This window comes from Neobacillus nitrireducens (genome assembly GCF_030915405.1).
Taxonomy (GTDB): domain Bacteria; phylum Bacillota; class Bacilli; order Bacillales; family Cytobacillaceae; genus Neobacillus.
On record NZ_CP133262.1, the window covers coordinates 3,750,838 to 3,770,308 of the forward strand.

20 protein-coding genes are annotated in these 19,471 nt (G+C 40.7%); 15 read left to right on the top strand and 5 right to left on the bottom strand.

Going from position 1 to position 19,471, the window contains the following annotated elements:
- Window positions 1-21 precede the first annotated feature (21 nt).
- The 6 genes from flhA (at window position 22) to queF (ending at window position 6,147) form a co-directional block, all read left to right on the top strand.
- Window positions 22-2,073, top strand: a complete 2,052-nt coding sequence (gene flhA, locus RCG22_RS18195; RefSeq protein WP_308104080.1) for a flagellar biosynthesis protein FlhA — start codon at window positions 22-24, stop codon at window positions 2,071-2,073.
- Window positions 2,070-3,215: a flagellar biosynthesis GTPase FlhF gene (gene flhF / locus RCG22_RS18200; RefSeq protein WP_308104081.1), complete on the top strand. Its 1,146-nt coding sequence runs from the start codon at window positions 2,070-2,072 to the stop codon at window positions 3,213-3,215. Before flhA ends, flhF begins: the two co-directional genes overlap by 4 nt.
- Window positions 3,166-4,038, top strand: coding sequence for a MinD/ParA family protein (locus tag RCG22_RS18205; protein WP_308104082.1), 873 nt, complete (start codon window positions 3,166-3,168; stop codon window positions 4,036-4,038). Before flhF ends, RCG22_RS18205 begins: the two co-directional genes overlap by 50 nt.
- Before the next feature lie 36 nt (window positions 4,039-4,074).
- Complete coding sequence (locus tag RCG22_RS18210; RefSeq protein WP_308104083.1) at window positions 4,075-4,788, top strand: FliA/WhiG family RNA polymerase sigma factor; 714 nt, start codon at window positions 4,075-4,077, stop codon at window positions 4,786-4,788.
- A 180-nt stretch (window positions 4,789-4,968) separates the two neighbouring features.
- Window positions 4,969-5,394: a PilZ domain-containing protein gene (locus RCG22_RS18215; protein WP_308104084.1), complete on the top strand. Its 426-nt coding sequence runs from the start codon at window positions 4,969-4,971 to the stop codon at window positions 5,392-5,394.
- Between the two features lie 252 nt (window positions 5,395-5,646).
- Window positions 5,647-6,147 (top strand): preQ(1) synthase, encoded by a 501-nt coding sequence (queF, locus tag RCG22_RS18220; RefSeq protein ID WP_308104085.1) that lies wholly within the window; start codon window positions 5,647-5,649, stop codon window positions 6,145-6,147.
- A gap of 153 nt (window positions 6,148-6,300) precedes the next feature.
- On the opposite strand, the gene RCG22_RS18225 is transcribed toward queF, so the two are convergent.
- Complete coding sequence (locus RCG22_RS18225) at window positions 6,301-6,468, bottom strand: hypothetical protein (protein ID WP_308104086.1); 168 nt, start codon at window positions 6,466-6,468, stop codon at window positions 6,301-6,303.
- A 161-nt stretch (window positions 6,469-6,629) separates the two neighbouring features.
- Here RCG22_RS18225 and RCG22_RS18230 point away from each other — a divergent pair, with 161 nt between their 5' ends.
- The gene (locus RCG22_RS18230; RefSeq protein WP_308104087.1) at window positions 6,630-7,454 is read left to right on the top strand and encodes a protein kinase domain-containing protein; all 825 of its coding nucleotides are present in this window, start codon (window positions 6,630-6,632) and stop codon (window positions 7,452-7,454) included.
- A gap of 66 nt (window positions 7,455-7,520) precedes the next feature.
- Here the strand turns inward: RCG22_RS18230 and RCG22_RS18235 are convergent, their stop codons facing one another.
- Both RCG22_RS18235 and RCG22_RS18240 read right to left on the bottom strand, forming a co-directional pair.
- On the bottom strand, window positions 7,521-7,739 hold the full coding sequence (locus tag RCG22_RS18235; protein ID WP_308104088.1) for a DUF2922 domain-containing protein: 219 nt from the start codon (window positions 7,737-7,739) through the stop codon (window positions 7,521-7,523).
- A gap of 40 nt (window positions 7,740-7,779) precedes the next feature.
- A complete protein-coding gene (locus RCG22_RS18240) occupies window positions 7,780-7,998 on the bottom strand; it encodes a DUF1659 domain-containing protein (RefSeq protein ID WP_308104089.1) in 219 nt (72 codons plus the stop codon).
- Between the two features lie 475 nt (window positions 7,999-8,473).
- Between RCG22_RS18240 and RCG22_RS18245 the strand changes: the two genes are divergently transcribed.
- The 8 genes from RCG22_RS18245 to RCG22_RS18280 all read left to right on the top strand — a co-directional run bounded on the left by RCG22_RS18245 (window position 8,474) and on the right by RCG22_RS18280 (window position 16,808).
- Window positions 8,474-9,211: a GntR family transcriptional regulator gene (locus RCG22_RS18245; RefSeq protein WP_308104090.1), complete on the top strand. Its 738-nt coding sequence runs from the start codon at window positions 8,474-8,476 to the stop codon at window positions 9,209-9,211.
- A 66-nt stretch (window positions 9,212-9,277) separates the two neighbouring features.
- Entirely contained in the window at window positions 9,278-10,123 is an 846-nt protein-coding gene (locus RCG22_RS18250) for a fructoselysine 6-kinase (protein WP_308104091.1), read from the top strand.
- Window positions 10,124-10,223: 100 nt separating this feature from the next.
- Window positions 10,224-11,516 (top strand): ABC transporter substrate-binding protein, encoded by a 1,293-nt coding sequence (locus RCG22_RS18255; RefSeq protein WP_308104092.1) that lies wholly within the window; start codon window positions 10,224-10,226, stop codon window positions 11,514-11,516.
- Window positions 11,517-11,641: 125 nt separating this feature from the next.
- Window positions 11,642-12,529 (top strand): carbohydrate ABC transporter permease, encoded by an 888-nt coding sequence (locus tag RCG22_RS18260; protein ID WP_308104093.1) that lies wholly within the window; start codon window positions 11,642-11,644, stop codon window positions 12,527-12,529.
- Window positions 12,530-12,533: 4 nt separating this feature from the next.
- Window positions 12,534-13,433, top strand: a complete 900-nt coding sequence (locus RCG22_RS18265; protein WP_308104094.1) for a carbohydrate ABC transporter permease — start codon at window positions 12,534-12,536, stop codon at window positions 13,431-13,433.
- A 291-nt stretch (window positions 13,434-13,724) separates the two neighbouring features.
- Window positions 13,725-14,690, top strand: coding sequence for an SIS domain-containing protein (locus RCG22_RS18270; protein ID WP_308104095.1), 966 nt, complete (start codon window positions 13,725-13,727; stop codon window positions 14,688-14,690).
- A 78-nt stretch (window positions 14,691-14,768) separates the two neighbouring features.
- Window positions 14,769-15,782, top strand: a complete 1,014-nt coding sequence (locus tag RCG22_RS18275) for an SIS domain-containing protein (protein WP_308104096.1) — start codon at window positions 14,769-14,771, stop codon at window positions 15,780-15,782.
- Window positions 15,783-15,794: 12 nt separating this feature from the next.
- Complete coding sequence (locus RCG22_RS18280; RefSeq protein WP_308104098.1) at window positions 15,795-16,808, top strand: SIS domain-containing protein; 1,014 nt, start codon at window positions 15,795-15,797, stop codon at window positions 16,806-16,808.
- Between the two features lie 142 nt (window positions 16,809-16,950).
- On the opposite strand, the gene RCG22_RS18285 is transcribed toward RCG22_RS18280, so the two are convergent.
- Together RCG22_RS18285 and RCG22_RS18290 are read right to left on the bottom strand one after the other, a co-directional pair.
- Complete coding sequence (locus RCG22_RS18285; RefSeq protein ID WP_308104099.1) at window positions 16,951-18,429, bottom strand: N-acetylmuramoyl-L-alanine amidase; 1,479 nt, start codon at window positions 18,427-18,429, stop codon at window positions 16,951-16,953.
- A gap of 217 nt (window positions 18,430-18,646) precedes the next feature.
- Window positions 18,647-19,465: an N-acetylmuramoyl-L-alanine amidase gene (locus tag RCG22_RS18290; RefSeq protein WP_308107199.1), complete on the bottom strand. Its 819-nt coding sequence runs from the start codon at window positions 19,463-19,465 to the stop codon at window positions 18,647-18,649.
- Window positions 19,466-19,471 lie beyond the last annotated feature (6 nt).

The window sequence follows — 19,471 nt, forward strand, 5'->3', positions numbered from 1 at the left end:
TTCAGAGAATAAGGTGGAAAAATGAAGTTTAAAGAAATTTTCGTATTACTTGCTGTGTTACTCATCGTTGTCATGATGGTCATCCCATTGCCTACGATACTAATAGATATCTTGCTGATCATTAATATCTCTCTATCTATCACGATTTTACTAGTTGGAATGAATACAAAGGAACCCTTAGATTTCTCGATTTTTCCGTCTTTGCTACTGTTAACGACACTATTTCGGTTAGCGTTAAATGTCTCAACCACTCGTTCCATCCTTTCGCATGGGAATGCCGGCCATGTGGTAGCAACTTTTGGAGAGTTCGTGATTGGTGGAAATCCGGTCATTGGATTTATCATTTTTTTAATCCTCGTTATTATTCAATTCCTTGTGATTACGAAGGGTTCAGAGCGGGTAGCCGAAGTGGCTGCAAGGTTCACCCTAGATGCAATGCCAGGTAAACAAATGAGTATCGACGCCGATTTAAATGCAGGGATGATTAGTGAAAAAGACGCTCGTGCGCGCCGGGAAAAAGTAGGGCATGAAGCTGATTTCTACGGGGCGATGGACGGGGCAAGCAAGTTCGTTAAAGGGGACGCGATTGCTGGAATCATCATTTTATTTATTAATGTCATCGGTGGTTTCGTCATTGGGATGACCATGATGGGGATGGATTTTGCTGAGGCCGCGAGTACCTTTACGTTATTATCAGTTGGAGATGGTCTTGTTAGTCAAATCCCAGCACTGTTAATTTCAACAGCAACGGGGATCATCGTTACACGAGCAGCCTCTGATGGCAGCCTAGGTGATGACTTAACCCAGCAATTATTTGCCTATCCGAAGTTGATTTATGTGGTTGCTGGCTGTATTGCTTTATTTGGTTTGGTTACGCCGATTGGAATTCTGTTAACATGGAGTATTGCTGGTCTGTTAATTTTTTCCGCCTATAAAATGCAAAAAGCAAAAGATAAAGAAGCCGAAGAATTGGAAGAAATGCCAGAACTGCCAATCGAAGAAGAAAATAGTCCGGAGAATGTGCTGAACCTGCTGCAAGTGGATTCATTGGAATTTGAATTTGGGTTAGGTTTGATTCCATTAGCGGATGCCACACAAGGCGGCGATATTTTAGACCGGGTCATCGCGATTCGAAAACAAATCGCTTTAGAGTTAGGATTAGTGATTCCAATCATCAGGATTCGCGATAATGTCAATTTAGAATCAAATGAGTACATGATTAAGTTAAAAGGCAACGAGATCGCCCAAGGGGAAATCTTCCTTAATCACTATTTGATGCTCGCACCGGATGATGAAGATCACGGTATCATCGGGATTGAAACGGTCGAGCCAACCTTTGGCCTACCGGCTTTATGGATCAATGATGAGATGAAACGGAAAGCAGAGATCTATGGCTATACCGTGGTGGATGCTACGTCCGTCATCACCACCCATCTAGCTGAGACGATCAAACGGTATGCGCACGAGATTTTAGGTAGAGAAGAAACGAAGCAACTGATTGACAAGGTGAAAGAAACATATCCCTCCATTGTGGAAGAGCTTGTTCCATCCTTGTTATCGATAGGTCAGATTCAAAAAGTATTACAAAAGCTGTTGAAAGAAAAAGTCTCGATTCGCAATTTGCCTGTCATCCTTGAAACCCTTGCTGATTGGGCTGTTTTTACGAAAAATCCAGATTATTTGACCGAGTATGTGAGGCAGAGTCTATCAAGACAAATTACCCAAAAGTTGACTGTGGGTAAAATGATTCAAGTGATTACCGTAAATGCCCAAGTTGAAAAGATGATTAGCGAAAATCTTCAAGAAACAGAGCAAGGGATTTATCTAACGCTAGATCCGCAATCGATTCAGCAATTGGTCCTATCTTTAAATGAGACAATCCAACAGGTTGTGAAGGTGGGAATTCAGCCGATTATCATGACATCGCCAACGATTCGGATGTATGTCAAGCAAATTGTGGAACGTATTAATGAGGATATCCCTGTGATTTCATTTAACGAATTGGAATCAGATGTGGAAGTTCAAAATATTGGTGTCGTTCATTTTCAAGATGTTGGAGTGGTTACCGCATGAAGATTAAAAGATATATCGTAAAGTCACTACCACAGGCCGTGCAGCAGATACGGTTAGAGTTAGGAGAAAATGCCGTCATTCTTAATACGAAGGAAATGAAAACAGGAGGTTTTCTTGGCCTGTTTCAAAGGAAACAGCTAGAAGTAATCGCTGCCTCGGAGGAGTCTGATCAGAAGCGTGAGCCATCTGGGCCTATACAGACCAATAAGGAACAAGTTGATACAGAAGTTCTTAACAGGTTAAATCAGATGGAAAAGCTGCTTGGACAATTTGTCACCAATCAAAATCAATCACAGGATCAAACTTCACGAGGATTAGCAAAATGGATGAAACGGTTAGAGGATCAGGAAGTTGATGCTGAAGTTATACAGTTTATTGCCAAAAGAATTACGTCTCTCCACCCTTTATTGGAGCAGAAAACCGAAAGGGAAATTGGGAATATTGTCATCAGCACCTTAACAAAGTTATTTCAGGAGTGCGTTGCACCAGAAGGTTTGGATTCAAATGTTAACATGATTACTTTAATTGGACCGACGGGTGTGGGTAAAACGACAACCATTGCTAAACTTGCTTCAAGACAAGTGTTAAATCAGCGGAAAAAGGTCGGCTTTTTAACGGCAGATACCTTCCGAATCGCTGCGATTGAGCAGCTAAAGACCTATGCCACCATTTTGAATATCCCGATTGAAGTTGTCGAGAGTTCAGATCAGCTAAAACAATCACTGGTTAACTTAAAGAATTGCCAAATGATTTTCATGGACAGTGCAGGAAGAAATTACCTAGAAGAGCAATATATCGAAGAAATAAATGAATTACTCACACAACAATTAAAGCAAGAGAATCACTTGGTCCTTAGTATGACTGCCAGGTGGAAGGATATGAAACAGATTGTAGAAAAAATGAAATCGGTGCAAATTGATCGAGTCATCCTCACAAAGTGGGATGAAAGCACTTGTTATGGAGCTGCATTAAATTTAGTTTATCATTACCCGTACCCATTATCTTTTCTTAGTTTGGGACAAGGTGTTCCAGAAGACATTATGCTAGCAGACCCAGAATATATGGCTAAAAAGATTGTGGGAGTCGATGAAGATGAAGCAGGATCAAGCACACAGACTGAGAGAATTGCATCAGCGTATTAATAATATGAAACAGGGAAGGGAAACCAAAGTTGTATCAATCACAAGTGGTAAAGGTGGAGTTGGCAAGTCCAATTTTGCGATAAACTTTGCCTTAGCACTGGTTGAAGCAGGACAAAAAGTGGTCCTTATCGACTTAGATATTGGGATGGCCAACCTTGAAATCCTTTTAGGAATGAATGTTAAGGACCATCTGATAGATATGGTAAGGCATAAAAAAAATATTTGGGACGTCCTTGAAAAAGGGCCCAATGGCTTAGAACTGATTTCCGGCGGGAGCGGCTTTGAGGAAATTTTGGATTTAAGTGAACACGATACTAATTATTTATTTACTGAACTAGGAAGACTGGACGGGTATGCGGATATCATTTTATTTGACACAGGGGCAGGCCTTTCGAAGGAATCGCAGCGTTGCCATTTAGCGGCAGATGAAATTATTCTTGTTACAACTCCTGAACCCACAGCGATCACAGATGCCTATTCCGTCGTTAAAATTTTAAATCATCAAGATTCGAACCTTCAAGTTCGGTTAGTGGTAAACCGTGTCCAAAACTCACAAGATGGGATTGCGATTGCTAATCGGGTGCGCCTGGTGACGAAACAGTTTTTAGCAAAAGAGATCGATGTTCTGGGATTTCTGCCGAATGATTCGATCGTGTTTCAATCGGTGCTAGAACAGTCCCCTTTTTACCTAAAATATCCTAAGTCTCAACCGGCTAAATGGATGAAGGATATGGTGAATATCTATTTGAATATGGATAATCGCACGAATATTACCGGGGTAAAGGGTTTTATCAACAAGCTTTCTCAATTGGTTAAAAAATAACTTAAGATATCGTATCAAACTGGAGGAGGGGTACTTTTGAGTCAACAGCTGGAAGAAAAGTTATTTGATCAATACCTGCCATTGGTCCATAAAATAGTAAAGAATACAAAAAGAAGTCTTCCCCACAATGTGGAAGAGGACGAACTCCTTTCTTTCGGTATGATGGGTTTATTAGATGCCCTCCGAAAATATGACCAACGTGAAAATGTAAAGTTTGAAACCTATGCCTCACAAAGAATCCGTGGCGAAATTTATGACGGTTTACGCAGGAACGATCCGTTGTCGAGAACGTTAAGGAAAAAAGAAAAAGAAGTGAAGCATGCATACGAAGTTTTAGAGCAAAACCTATTTAGGAAGCCAACCATTTCGGAAGTAAGTAATTATTTACAGATCAGTGAGCACGACTGTAAAAAGATTATGACACAAGTTTCTTTTGAAAAACAAGAATCCTTATTTGAACCAATTGAACAGGGAGAAGAGGCTCAATTAAAGATTGATTTACTTGCAGACCAATCCGTAGTGGAGCAATCTAAGATAATAGAAGAGAAAGAGCGCAGCAAAATTCTAGCTTCATTAATCGATGATTTACCTGAGAAAGAAAGGATCATTCTATCATTGATCTATTATGAGAATTTGAGTATGAGTGAAGTCGGGAGAATATTAGATCTACATAAATCAAGAATTTCACAGCTGAATTCACAAATCCTAAAAAAACTAAAAAAAGTACTTGAAAAGGAATGGAGCGAATGACCTGCCAAGCAATTGGGGGTCATTTTGTCTGTTTAGGAACGGGAAAACAAGGAAAAGGGCTCAACGATAATGAAAAAAAGCCGTTAATAGTAATAAACAGGCAGGTGAATTTTACTGATCATGAAAAGGGATATCGTTTTTATGATTTATATAGATTTTTAATAAAGGGGTATATTATCTATGGCACTAAAATCGTTAACTTTACATTCTTCAAACATAGAAATTTCCAATTTAATAAATGAAAATTCTTACCGGATAAAAATAAATTATCCGTTAGAATCCGTCCTGACTTTAATTAATCGAAAAGAAATCGAGATAGGGATAGAAGAAGAGAATACCGTTGTCTTTATTGAAAATATCGGTCCAGGCGGATTGAGGTTTTTATCCAATTTAAAATTAATGGTCGATCAGAAGATTATCTTTTCTTTTGAGACAGAGGAAATAAACGAAATCCATATTCAAGGGGTCATTATTTGGAAGGATGAGATGTCTGAAGGACTCTATATGTATGGTGTACATTTTTATTTAGAGGAAAACACACGTGCCCAATTTACGGAATTGCTAAATGATTATTCAGAAAAGCATTTTACCCGAAACGAAGGTTAGTGTGCCTCCCATAAATTTTCAATTGACGTTTTGTTTAGTGTTCTATAATATATGGGGAAGAGAATACCCGTACTTGCGAAAGAGGTTCATAGCTGATACCCTCTATAAAAAACTATGGATTCATGACTATAAAGCCATGTCCATATTGGACGTGGCTTTTTTGTTGGATTCTTTTAGTTTGAAAAATAGAGCTGTGCAGCAAAAAACACTCTCTTGAAGAAGTCTCGGGATATAATACTAGGGGGTTCTTTTATGTCTGGCAGAAGCCATGAAGAAGGTTTAAAGGATTTAACTTTATTAGGTAATCAAGGGACTACCTATTCATTTGAATATGCACCAGAGGTGTTGGAGGCGGTTGATAATCTGCATCCGGATCGTGATTATTTCGTGAAATTTAATTGCCCGGAATTTACTAGTTTATGCCCGCTGACGCGCCAGCCGGATTTTGCTACAATGTATATTTCGTATGTTCCAGACCAAAAGATTGTCGAGAGTAAGTCATTGAAGTTGTATTTGTTCAGTTTCAGAAATCATGGCGATTTCCATGAGGATTGTGTGAATATCATCATGAATGATTTAATTAAGCTGCTTGACCCACGGTATATTGAGGTTTGGGGCAAGTTCACTCCACGGGGCGGGATTTCGATTGACCCATGGTGCAATTATGGGAAGCCGGGAACCAAGTACGAAGAGATGGCTCATTTCCGCTTGATGAATCATGATCTTTATCCGGAAAAAGTGGATAACCGTTAAAATATTCGGCCGGATTTCCGGCCTTTTTTTTATGTGGTGTGGGGTCTCCGCGGGTTATTTCACCAGTAAATGGGGGTTATCCGCTAGTGAATGGCACCCAATCACCAGAAATGATTAAAAGCCACGAATCTCCCGTGGCTTGTTGTGTTTAAGTTACCAGACATAATCGTCATTTTCTTCTTCCTGACTGTCATCATCTGTTAGTTTGTCTTCGAGCCATTGGTCACGGGTGATTCCAGTGAACATGATTTCATTTTGAACCTCTTCACTATTCCATTCATCATCCAGCATACTCGCTCGAAGATTTGGATCTATTGTCATCTTTTTTTCACCTCCACTACTATCATTACCAATTTTCTCGTGAGTATAATTGATGTAGTGAGCGTCTGATTAAAAAATTGCACGCTTCATGATGGAGTGGAGGGCAGCTCGGGTTCGATTCTTTCCAGCATACAGGTAAGAACGCAACAATAAAAGAAAGCATGGTGTTATCATTGGATATTGGTGGTTTTGATATAAAAAGGAAGCTCTATTCGAATGAATTTGGCCTTAGTGTTTTTGAAGTAGTGGAACAGGAAACGAAAAGGACGTATATCCTCAGGTTAGCTGATTTCTCTAATAAATCCATGGACTTTAAAAAGGCCCAATGGAATCAGTTACAGGAGGAGTATCAGAGAGTTATCTCCGACTATAGCCATTTACCGCGCATCCTGCAGCTGGCGAAGGTCGACGAAGATCACTTGTTTATCCTATTAGAATGCGAGGAAGGGCTGACATTACTAGAAAAAGGGACGCTAGCGTCAGATGAAGTAAAACAGCTGGTTACAGCAGTCAAGCATCTTCACGAAAAAGGAATCATTCATGGGTCGATTTCTGCTGAGAACATCTGGATTACTTCGAACGGAAAAGTGATTTTATATGGGGCCGGGGAGGCCAAAATCCTGGAAGGAAAACCACGGTTAGGGGCTGTTTCTGATATTCGGCAGTTGATCAAAATCATCCGCATGCATTCCGACATTAGAGAGTCAGCCGGAGAAATGCTTGCAATAGAGGACCCGACAACAGTGGAAGAATTAGAAAGGCTTCTCGCTAGTGCTGATCGGAAAATAGCCATCAGTGACGATAATAAATTGGCTTCATTTTTTGAAAGAAAAAGCATCGGCCAAAAACAGGAAGCTGACAATAAACGCCAAAAGAAGCTAAGTAATCAACAAGGCGATACGAGGAAATCACGAAATCGCCTAATCATTCTTGGTGGGGTAGTCAGTTTAGCACTGCTTTTTCTGCTTGCTTATTTTTTACTTTGAAAAATAACAAATATTTTCCAAATAGGAGAAAGGCCGGATCCACGGGAATCCGGCCTTTCTCAAAAATTAAACTAATTCATAATCCGTTACGCTACGGTCGACGACTCTTGCTCCTTTTGCCGAAATAAACTTGCCACTTCCCGATGTGAATATATCGGATGCAATAATTTGCGACATCGACATCTTGACGACCTCTTCATCGATCGGCTCCTTCGGATTGTCGACAGTGATACGAGCAGTCTTGCCAAGTTCGGTACCGAATTGTAATTCTAAAGTTTTTGCCACAGTTATTCACCTCCTTTCTTAGCCTCAGTCGATGACCCTATTATGCTAGAATTTCCACGCTGTCATTTCGTTCGACCTTTTTCAGCGTATCAGTGCCTAAAACAGAAAGTGCTAATGCCGCCTGAAATAACTGGTCGGTCGTCGCTTCCTTTTTTACATTGCTAAAAGTTTTGGCCCGTAGAATGAGCTCGCCATTATCATCCATTCCTGCCTCATACACTAAACGAAGCTTTGTCCCTTCCAAAAGTGATTGTGCCATTGTCCCTCACCCCCTTTCACCTTCTATATAGAAGAAAGTCGGCAAAAAGGACAGGGGGAAGGAAATATTTGTTATAAAGGATGAGTTTCTACTATTCCAATCAATTTAATATACTAGTTAAACATGGCAGCACTTATTCTAAAATAGAATTATTGAACGTTTACTTTTAAAAAATTTGTAGAAATTTGTTTAGTCGATCATATATTGACAAGAAGTAGGAATTGACTTATTCTGGAGTTAACTAATTTTTCTGACAAAATATCTTCACTCTTTAAATCTCCTTCGCTAAAATCAACTTAGAATCGCTTATTTTGTAAGCGCTTTTAACGGATTACAACCTATTCACTACTTCCAGAAAAATTCACATTAGTTTGCTGTAAATGGTATATACCATAAGAAGGAATAAGAGTTTACAAATGAAGCAAAAATACTATATCCTTTGTATTAAATAGATGAATATACAGGAGAAATAGAGATGAGTAGAATGATCCGTGATGAAGAGGATATTCCTTTTTACAAACAATTAAAGAATAAGATCCTTGACGAGATAGAGAGCGGTAAGCTTAAGCACGGTGATAGGCTTCCGTCGGAAAGGGAATTGGCTGAGCAGTTTCAAATCAGCCGGATGACCGCAAGACATACCTTGTCAATCCTCGAAAGGGAAGGTGTTGTGGAAAGACGTGTAGGTTCGGGAACCTTTATTAACAATCAGAAAATCCAAATGGACTTTGTTACGTTTAATAGTTTTACCAAAAACATGCTGAGCAAAGGATTAATACCGAGCACACAGATTCTTTCGATTCGTAAAATTGAAGCAACACCTAATTTAGCTCAAAAGCTAAAACTCGCCTCAGGAGAGATACTGATTGCCATTCAACGGCTTCGGCTTGTTAATGAGACTCCAATCTCAATTGAAGAATCATTCCTGGCAGAGAAAATTTGTCCTGGACTCGATGAAATGATTACGGATAATGATTCCTTGTATGAGATTTTAGAAAGAGAATACGGGATCGTCCTTGTCATGGCAAAGGAGTTTATGCAGGTGGCGGTATCTGATGAAAGTGAGAGCAAGCTGTTAAAAGTCCGTTCCGAGAGTCCGTGTATATTTCAAGAAGCAGTTGCTTTTGATAGTAATGAAAAGGAAATAGAATTTTCGACTTCGTTAACGAGAAGTGACATCGTTAAGTTTTATTCTGAATTAAAGTTGAAATGATGGTTAAAATCATTTCAACTTTAATTAAGTGGTATATACCATTAGTCATTTTAGGAGGGTTTTTTCATGAAGGTAATCGGTGTGGGTGATAATGTGGTGGATAAATATGTTTATAAGAAAACGATGTACCCAGGTGGAAATGCGTTAAATTTTAGTGTTTATGCCAAGCAGTTAGGGGTTGAAGCAGCATACCTTGGTGTGTTCGGCAATGATCGGGCTGCCCGGCATATTATTGCCACCTTAAAAAGCTTGGAGGTGGATATTTCCCATTGCCGGCAGCATGAAGGGGAGAATGGCTTTGCCGCGGTTGATTTAGTGGATGGTGACCGCGTGTTCATCGGTGGGAATGGGGGCGGTGTTCAAGTTGAGCATCCAATCGTCCTCAGCCTAGAAGATGTGGAATATATTAAAAGGTTTGATATCGCTCATACCAGCATTTACAGTGAAATGAATTCAGAATTACATAAGTTAAAAGAATCCGGAATCCTAGTATCCTATGACTTTTCAAGTGATTATAACGATGAATTGCTTGAGAAGAATTGCCAGTATATTGATTTCAGCTTGCTGTCGTGTGGGAAATTGGCCGATGAGGAAGTAGAGAGTCTACTAAAACGTGTCTATTCCTATGGGAGTAAATTAGTGCTGGGTACAATGGGTTCCAGAGGCTCAGTTATCTATGACGGCCAATCCTTTTACCGCCAGGAGCCTCACTTTGTTCAGCCCCTTGATACGCTAGGTGCGGGGGATTCCTTTTTTACCGCATTTATTTTACATTATCTCACTGAAAAAAGGAAAAATCCTGATATTCATCAGAATACCTTCCTTTTAAAAAGCAGCATGGAAGAAGGGGCAAAGTTTGCGGCAAAAACCTGTCTAGTTGATGGTGCCTTTGGTCATGGGATTCCTTTTTAATATCTTATGACATTGGAATATTACTTTCGGTATAGGTTTAGGAGGTGAAGGGAGTCCACTTTGTTTTGGTTGATGTAAAAAAATAAGGAGGGTTAATGAAATGAGAAGGAAGATAAACGTTTTATTAGCAGTACTATTGGCGTTCGCGCTCGTCTTGACAGGATGTTCTAGTTCCTCTTCCAGCGGTGAAGAGTCGGGGAAGGTCGTTTTAAAGTTTTTGCATAAGTGGCCGCAGCCAGAATATGCTCCCTATTTTGAAGAGGTAGTGAAGGCTTTTGAAAAAGAAAATCCAGATATCAAGATAAAAATGGAAGCGATTGCAGATGAACCGATTAAAGATAAACTCCGTGTAATCCTAGGCGGTAATGAAGTTCCTGACATAATGTTTTCCTGGTCGGGTGAATTTGCCCGGAAATTTGTTCGTGCCGATGCAGCCTTAGATTTAACTCCTTATTTAAATGAAGATACGGCTTGGAAGGATAGTTTTATTCCAGCATCGCTTCAGCCTTTCACATCCAACGGGAAAAATTATGGGATTCCACTTCGTTTTAATGGTAAATTCTTTGTTTACAACAAGAAGATTTTTGATAAATACCAACTGCAGGCACCGACTACATGGGATGAATTTATCCAAGTTCTAGACACCCTGAAAAAGGGCGGAGAAACGCCGATTATTCTTGGAAACCAAAGCCCATGGGCAGCGATTCATTATTTAACAGGATTAAACCAAAAGATGGTCGCACAGGATGTGAGAATGAAAGATTATAATCCTAAATCAGGAGAGTTCACAGATCCTGGCTATGTTAAAGCAATGGAAATGTTGGCTGATTTGAATAAAAAGGGTTATTTTATGAAGAATGTTAACTCTAGTTCTCATGATATGGCACAGCAGCTCTTTGCGGCTGGTAAGGGGGCAATCTTCTATGTTGAATTAGAAGAGTTCCAAACCATCGAGAATAATATGAAAGGAAACTGGGGCTTCTTCCCTATGCCGTCCATTGCAGATGGTAAGGGCAGCCAAAGTTTCATCACTGGCGCACCGGATGGATTTATTGTTTCTTCAAAAACAAAGCATCCGAAAGAAGCCATCAAATTCTTAAAGTTTTTAACTAGCAAAGATAATGCTTTAAAGCTTGTAAAACAAATTGGCTGGCCAAGTCCGATTGACGGGGCAACCAACCCAGATACAGCTTTGAAGGAAGTAGCGGAAGGTGTCGATTATATGAAGAAAGCCGAAGGTATGGCTGAGTGGCTCGATACAGACGTTCATGCAAAGGTAGCAGATGTGTATTTATCCAACATTCAGCTGTTGCTTGATGGATCCAAATCACCAGAGGAAATTATCAAAGAAGTGCAAAAGGTTGCCAAACAGGTACAGAGCGAAGTGGAATAAAGAAAAGCGGAGCCGCTGGGCGACGGAACTAGACAATATACAAAGTTATTATATGTTTCACTTTTATAAACGAGAAAGGGTAGGCAGGGTACACTTGCTTACCCCCTCCTAGGAGGAAGTTGGGGATGACAAGAACATTTCGAAACAGCCGAACCGCCATACTTTATATTTTGCCAGCGCTCCTTTTCATCCTGTTTTTTGTATTTTTGCCGATCATGTTAAACCTGTATAACAGTTTGTTTCGGTGGAATTCCTTTGAAGCGGGAAAAGTTTTTGTTGGCTTAGAGTACTATGGCAGACTTTTTAAGGATCCAATCTTTTTTACCGCTTTGAAAAATAATTCCCTGTATGCCGTCATTTCATTAGTGTTCCAGGTTGGTTTGGGCTTAATCATTGCCGCCATTTTAGAAGATAAATTAATTAGAAGGTTTCAGCCCTTTTTCCGAACTGTCTTTTTTATCCCGTCTGTTATTTCAATTGCAGTAGTTGGTTTGTTATGGCAGCTTCTCTATAACCCGGAAGTGGGTTTAGTGAACGGCGTCTTAAAGACATTAGGACAATCAGAATGGGCCCTCTCATGGCTGGGAGATAGTAAAACGGCCATTTATGCAGTTGTTGCTGTTTCACAATGGCAGTACACCGGTTATATGGTGATGTTATTCTTGCTTGCGATGCAAAAAATTCCTTTTGAATATTATGAAGCGGCAATGATTGATGGAGCTTCTAAGATAAAAACGTTCTTATATATTACCTTACCGCAGATGAAGGAAATGATTCTTGTCGGAACGGTGATTACCGTGATTGGTGCATTCAAAGTATTTGATGAAGTGTATGTGATGACCAATGGGGGACCAGGTCGTTCAACAGAGGTATTAGGAACGATGCTGTATCGGGCCGCCTTCCGAAATGATGAAATGGGCTATGCCTCCACGATTGGGACGATTATTTTTGTCGTAACCCTTACCCTATCCTTAATTCAGTTGAAAATAGGCAAATCGGGACAGGAGGCGTAAGGCAATGACGACTAATAACCCAGTTGTAAAGACGAATGAAATAAAAGAAATCAAGACAGGGAGCCCAAGACTATCCTTGAAGGTGAAAAATAGAATCTTTCAAACGGGTGTCCTTATATGGTTTAGTCTCTTTGCATTGGTGATCATTTATCCGATCATATGGCTCGGCTTGAGTGGACTTAAATCCAATGCGGACTTTTTCTTAAATACTTGGTCGCTGCCGAGGGAATGGCTATGGGAGAATTACAAAGCTGCGTGGGATGCAGGGATTGGCCACTTTTTCCTAAATAGTGTGTTCATCACGGTGATCTCAGTTGTAACGGTGCTGCTGCTCGGGTCAATGGCAGCATATGGATTGAGCCGCTTCCAGTTTAAAGGCCAGAATATTTTATTGATGATTATTCTAAGCGGGTTAATGTTGGCACCGCAGGTCAGTTTAATTCCTTTATACAAATTACTGCAGGCGATTGGACTTTATAATACCTATTGGGCATTGATTTTACCATATGTGGCTTTTCAACTGCCGTTTTCAATTTTTTTAATGCGATCCTATTTTCTATCGATTCCGAAAGAACTTGAGGAGTCGGCGATTATTGATGGATGTAATAGTTGGAAGGTATATCGGCATATAATTGTTCCGATGGGCAAACCGATTATTGCCTCGTGTGCATTACTAACGGGGATGAATGTGTGGAATGAATTTATGTTTGCGTTAGTTTTTGTAGAAGACTCTGCCCTAAGGACAATTCCAGTGGGTCTGATGAATTTGCGCAGTCAGTTGAATACCAATTTCGGTATCCAATTAGCTGGGTTGGCCATTTCGGCGCTGCCAATGATTATCGCGTATATTGTATTCCAAAAGCAATTTGTCCGTGGCCTATCGGCCGGAAGTGTAAAAGGATAAGTCAGCTTGTGAAAGAGTGGAATGAGCATGAAAAAAGATAGGAAGAGTTCGAGTTCCTAGTTCATGCTCATTCACTCCAGTTTCATATGATTGGTTTAAATGGTATATACCAAATGATATTTTTCACTTTGGGCTGACTACTCTACGATGAATTTGGGACGTTTGTACTGCAGTTTGCATGTATTTTTATTTGTGGATTTGCCTTGATTTGTTTCGAAACATTTCAAAGGCTCCAATATAGCCAAAAAGAAGTTTTAACGGTAAAAGTCAATAAATAGAGGAGGATAAAAAATGTTAACAGACGTACAAAAGGCTTTGGATGTGTTTAAAGAAAGGGACATTGATCGTGTCTATTTCGTAGGATGCGGTGGCTCATCTTCTCTCATGTATGCAAGCAAATATGTATTAGACCGGGAAAGTGAAACGATTGATTCGGACCTGTATAGTTCAAATGAGTTTATTCATCGTAACCCACGGAAACTTAATGAAAAGTCGCTGGTGATTTTGTGCTCCCACTATGGAAAAACACCGGAGACGGTTGAGGCTGCCCGGTTTGCAAGGGGAAAAGGCGCAATTACCGTCTCGTTAACCTTTGATTCCCAATCGCCGCTTGCCCAAGCTTCTGAATATGTCATTGTTTATGAGGATGGGCAAGAAGCGAAGTATGTGAATGAGTCACCGGCTGTGATGCTTGAACTTGTTTTTGGTCTTCTAGCAGCTAAGGAAGGGAATGAAAAGTTTTCCGATATCATTTCGTCTTTAGAAAATTTAGACCCAATATTAGTCCAGGAGAAGGCAAAGTATTTAAATCAGGCAAAGGAATTTGCCCAATCCTATAAAGATGAAAAAGTAATTTACACGATGGCAAGCGGCGCCAATTATGGAATTGCTTATTGGTTCGCGATTTGCTTGCTGATGGAAATGCAGTGGATTCATTCCCATGCCCTCCATGCCGGCGAATATTTCCATGGGCCATTTGAAGTCTTGGATAAAGACGTGCCAGTGATTCAATTATTAGGTTTAGACGAGACGCGTCCATTAGAAGAACGCTCATTAGAATTCACTCAAAAATATGGAGAAAGGGTAGTTGTCCTTGATGCAAAGGAATTTGACCTGACAGGTGTAGCCGAAAGTGTCAAAGGCTACATTGCCCCACTCGTTCTGCAAACCATTCTGCGCCAATACGCAGAAGAATTAGCAACAGCCCGCAACCATCCACTAAGCACAAGAAGATATATGTGGAAAGTACCTTACTAAAAAAGGTGTCAGGCACCAACTGTGTTTTTATCAATGATAGTCTCAATAATTTAATTATGAATTTGGAGGTAATTTTTGATGTTAAAATTTGATGCGGATTTATTTTTGCAATTGGTTGGGAAAGAGGCATTAGCGAAGAGAGAGGAAATAGAGAAGATTGTGGATGAAATTTCGGCTAAAGGATTTAAAAACATATTCTTAATTGGTTCCGGTGGAACGATTGCAATGATGTATCCATATGAGTATATTTTTAAGTCTAATTCCACGCTGGAGGTTCATGCAGAGATTGCGGCTGAGCTGCTAGTAATGAATAATCGCCACTTGACCAAAGATTCTGTTTGTATCTTTGCTTCTGTTACGGGAACCACAAAAGAAACAGTAGCTGCTGCTGAGTTCTGCAAGAGCAAAGGAGCCACAACCATAGGACTAGTAGCTGAACAAGGCACCCCATTGGCTGAGACGGTGGAGTATTACATCTCTACTGGTCATGAGAAGCATTCGTTTGATACCTTCTTTATTCACTTACAGCTGCTTACGTTTCGCTTTATTTATAACAATGATGAATTCCCGCAATATGATCAGTTTGCGAAAGAAATTGCCCTTTTACCACAAGGGATGGTCGATGCGTTAGAGCAGTTTGACTCCCAAGCGGAGCAATTTGCAATAAAGCATAAGAATACCGACTACCACATGCTGGTTGGGGCCGGGAACCTTTGGGGCAATACCTATTCCTACGCCATGTGTATCCTGGAGGAAATGCAATGGATTAGGTCGAAATCCATTCACGCCGCTGAGTTCTTCCACGGCACGCTTGAACTGGTGGAGGAGGATACAAGTGTAATTTTATTCAAAGGCGAAGATGAAACTCGTCCATTGGTGGAACGTGTGGAACGATTCGCAGAAAATATTACTAAGGAATTGTTCATTTTGGATACAAAGGATTACCGTTTGGATGGAATCAGTGAGGAATTCAGAAAGCACTTTGCTGTCTGCCTGAACTGGGCACTGACTGGCCGAATCAGTGTCTACCTTGAGCGTGAAAGAAATCATCCGTTAGAAATCCGCAGATATTACCGTAAAATGGCTTATTAGGAGGCGGCGATAGTGTATAACTTTGATGTGGAAAGATATTTAACGATCCAAAATGGTGCCTTATCTCTTAAGGATGAATTTGATCAGGTGATTGATTCATTGATAGAGAACGGATTGGAAAATTTATTCTTTGTCGGAACTGGCGGTGCGGCCATCCTAATGCAACCGGCTGAATATATTTTAAAAACATATTCCACCTTACCCGTTTTTACAGAAATCTCTTCGGAATTGATGTTGATGGGCCATCAGCACTTGGGTGAGCATTCACTGGTTATTTTGCCATCTTTATCTGGTACAACGAAAGAAACAGTGGAGGCGGCTGCATTTTGTAAGGAAAAAGGGGCGGTAACGATCAGCTTGGTGGGGCATGCCTCGACACCATTAGCGAATAGAACCGATTATACTTTTGTGAATTATGCGGCTGATGATACCTCCTGTGAATCGTTCTATATCCAGTCCTATTTGCTAGTGTTCCGTTTATTGTATAAGCAAAATGAATTTCCCGACTATCAACAATTTGTTGAGGAATTGAGACATCTGCCAACTGTGCTCCTTTCCGTGAAAGAAGCAATCGAACCGCGGGCAGCTGAGTTTGCCTGCAAACATAAGGAGACGCCCTACCATATCCTCTCAGGAGCAGGTATCGATTGGGGTCAAACCTATTATTATGGCATGTGTATTTTAGAGGAAATGCAATGGATTAAAACACGTCCGGTTCATGCATCCGATTTTTTCCATGGTACATTGGAATTAGTAGAAGAGGATACGAGCATTATCCTCTTAAAAGGTGAGGATTTGACCCGTCCACTTACGGAAAGAGTCGAGCGTTTTGCTGAACATTATTCGAAGGAATTAACTGTTTTTGATACGAAGGATTATCGATTAGCGGGTATTTCTAATGGGTTGAGAAGTCTTATTTCTCCGATTGTTTTTGCGGCCTTGCTTGAGAGAGTCAGCTGCCACTTGGAAAAGCAAAGAAAGCATCCGCTGACAACAAGAAGATATTATAAAAAGGTACCCTTTTGATAGTATCAATGGATTGAGTGCAGCCCTCACATCTTTTGTGAGGGCTCTTATTATTTAGTTCATATCTTAGTTAAAAAGTATCGGTTTCAATTTCCAAATATCATTGGGAAGAAGAGAGGAGCTACGTGTAGACTCCTGCGATTCAATATCCAGCATGGATCATTTGTTCATAGAGGTTTAAAATCGATTGTCCGTAGGTTGTACCTGGAACAGCCCATTTTCCGTTTAAAGCGGTCCATGTGGGAGCAGAACCTCTGTCGACAAGTTGAAAGCGGGGGTCAACTAATGGATATTGATTGGGTAGTGGCTTCGTAGTGGCATACGCGTACAGGTGCTGAAGCTGGGTAAGGACCCCTTCTTCCTCATTTTTAAAGCTTGCCCCTCGCGTATCTCCTCCAGTTGCTCCAATTCCTGCATAGTTGTTCTGTCCTGGATTGACGACTCCGGTAAACCGAAAATAGTCTGTTTCGTGGATGGCTTGTGCAAAGGCAACATCCCCTCTAATCCCGTAGTAATTCCCGTAAGTTTGATAAAATTGACCTAATTCCGGTGCGTTAGGGTTGACCTTTTTCACAAATTGATCCATCTGTTCCGGTGATAGGAAAGTCGGACCTAAAACGGTAAACAGGCCCGGGTCCGCTATGATTGGTGCTTCTTTTGGACTATTGCTTGGGGTAGGACTTGTGTTTGAATTCGTGCTAGTGCTGGGTTTTGCTGTTGCCGCTTTTGTGGTGTTGGCTGCTGGTTTTTGGGTGACTGATTTAGTTGTCGTTGTACTTGTTTTTTCAGTAATAATAAATGCATCATCGTATCCTAATTTTTCGATTGCCTTGAGGCGTTTTTCTGCCTTGGCGTTGGTTGTATAGGATGCAACTTTTACTCGGTACCAGGTGGCCCCCGATATTTTTGTAGAAACGATCGCTGATTTAATGCTCTTTTTCTTTAATTCTGCGACCCTGTCTTTTGCATTTTCTTTCGATTTATAGGAGCCTACATAGACGGTATAGACTGTTTTTGTCGTGGCTTGAGTTATTTTGGGTGTGGTTGTTGTTTTCGTAGTTTCCTTCGTCACTTTGCGTTTTAGATTAAAGGCCTTGGCTATTCCGTTGACATGACCCTGAGCGACTTTTAGATGCCAAGAAGAATCCTTCATCAGCTCGGCATCATGTTTATTGCTTATAAAGCCGTTTTCCGTTAGGAGTGACGGCATTTTGGTTTCCCTGATTACATGAAAATTGGCCTTTTTTTGTCCGCGGTCCTTCAGTTGATTCACCTTTATGACTTCGCTATGGATGATATCTTGGTATTTTGCAGCTTTACTTGAATCAGATAACCCGTCGTAAATAAAATCCTCATATCCTTGGGCGGAATTGTCAGCCGAATTGATGTGAATAGCCAGGAAAAAGTCTGGGTCCCAGTCGTTGGCGGCACTTGAGCGCTCAGCTAAGCCTTTAGTGGTATCGCTTGTACGACTCATCTTTACTTGAACATTTTCATAATCCTTTAGGATAATCGTTCGTATTTTAAGCGCAATTGCTAAGGTAATATCTTTTTCATTCAGTCCATTATCTTGGGCGCCGGGATCTTCTCCGCCATGACCTGGGTCTAAATACAGCTTCATACTTACCCCTCCATTTCTTTTAAAATACGTTCAACTATATCTTATGGTAAACCCAATCTCGTGGACTCTATCTGAATTGCTAAACATGAAAAACCATACAAAAGACCCCCTCTTTTTATTGATAGGTAGGAGGTCTTTTGGAAGGCGGTGTCCTTTTGGGGCGGACAAGTGTACATAAGCGGTGCCTGACACCAAAATATACACTTTAAATACTTGTTCATTCTGCAACAAGGAAGGCGTCTTTGATGCCGGCCTTTTTTACATCATCTAAGCGTTCTTCGGCATTTTCTCGGCTAGAGAAGGCACCTGCTTGGACTCGGTACCATGTTTCTCCAGAGATTTTTGTGGTATCGACGAATGATTCGATGCCTTTTGACTTCAGTTGGTCTACTCGCTCGTCGGCATTTTCTTTCGATTTGAAGGAACCGGCAATGACTTTGAATAGCGTACCGGAATCTGGTTTATCAGGTTTCGGGGGTTCAGTGGGCTTACGTTTCAGGCCAAAGGCTTTGGCAATTCCGTTGACGTGACCTTGTGCTACTTTTTGTATCCAGGAAGATTGTTTCATTAGTGCGGCGTCATGGTCATTACTGATAAAGCCATTTTCCGATAAGAGTGCCGGCATATCTGTTTCACGTAACACGTGAAAGTTCGCCTTTTTCTGGCCGCGATCTTGCAGTTGATTTACTTTCATAACTTCGGCATGGATAATATCTTGGTATTGGGCTGCTTTAGAAGTGTTAGATAAGCCACTATAAATATAGTCCTCGTATCCTAGGGCTGAGCTTGGGCCGGAATTGATGTGAATAGCCAAGAAAAAATCTGCCCCCCATGCATTCGCCTCACTCGATCGCTGACTTAAGCTCTTTGTCGTATCGCTGCTCCGACTCATTTTCACATTAATGTTCTCATAATCATTTTGTAAAATGGACCGTATTTTAAGCGCGATAGCTAATGTTACATCTTTTTCATCCAATCCATGACCTTGAGCCCCAGGGTCTTGTCCGCCATGGCCTGGATCTAAATAAAGCTTCATTTCATC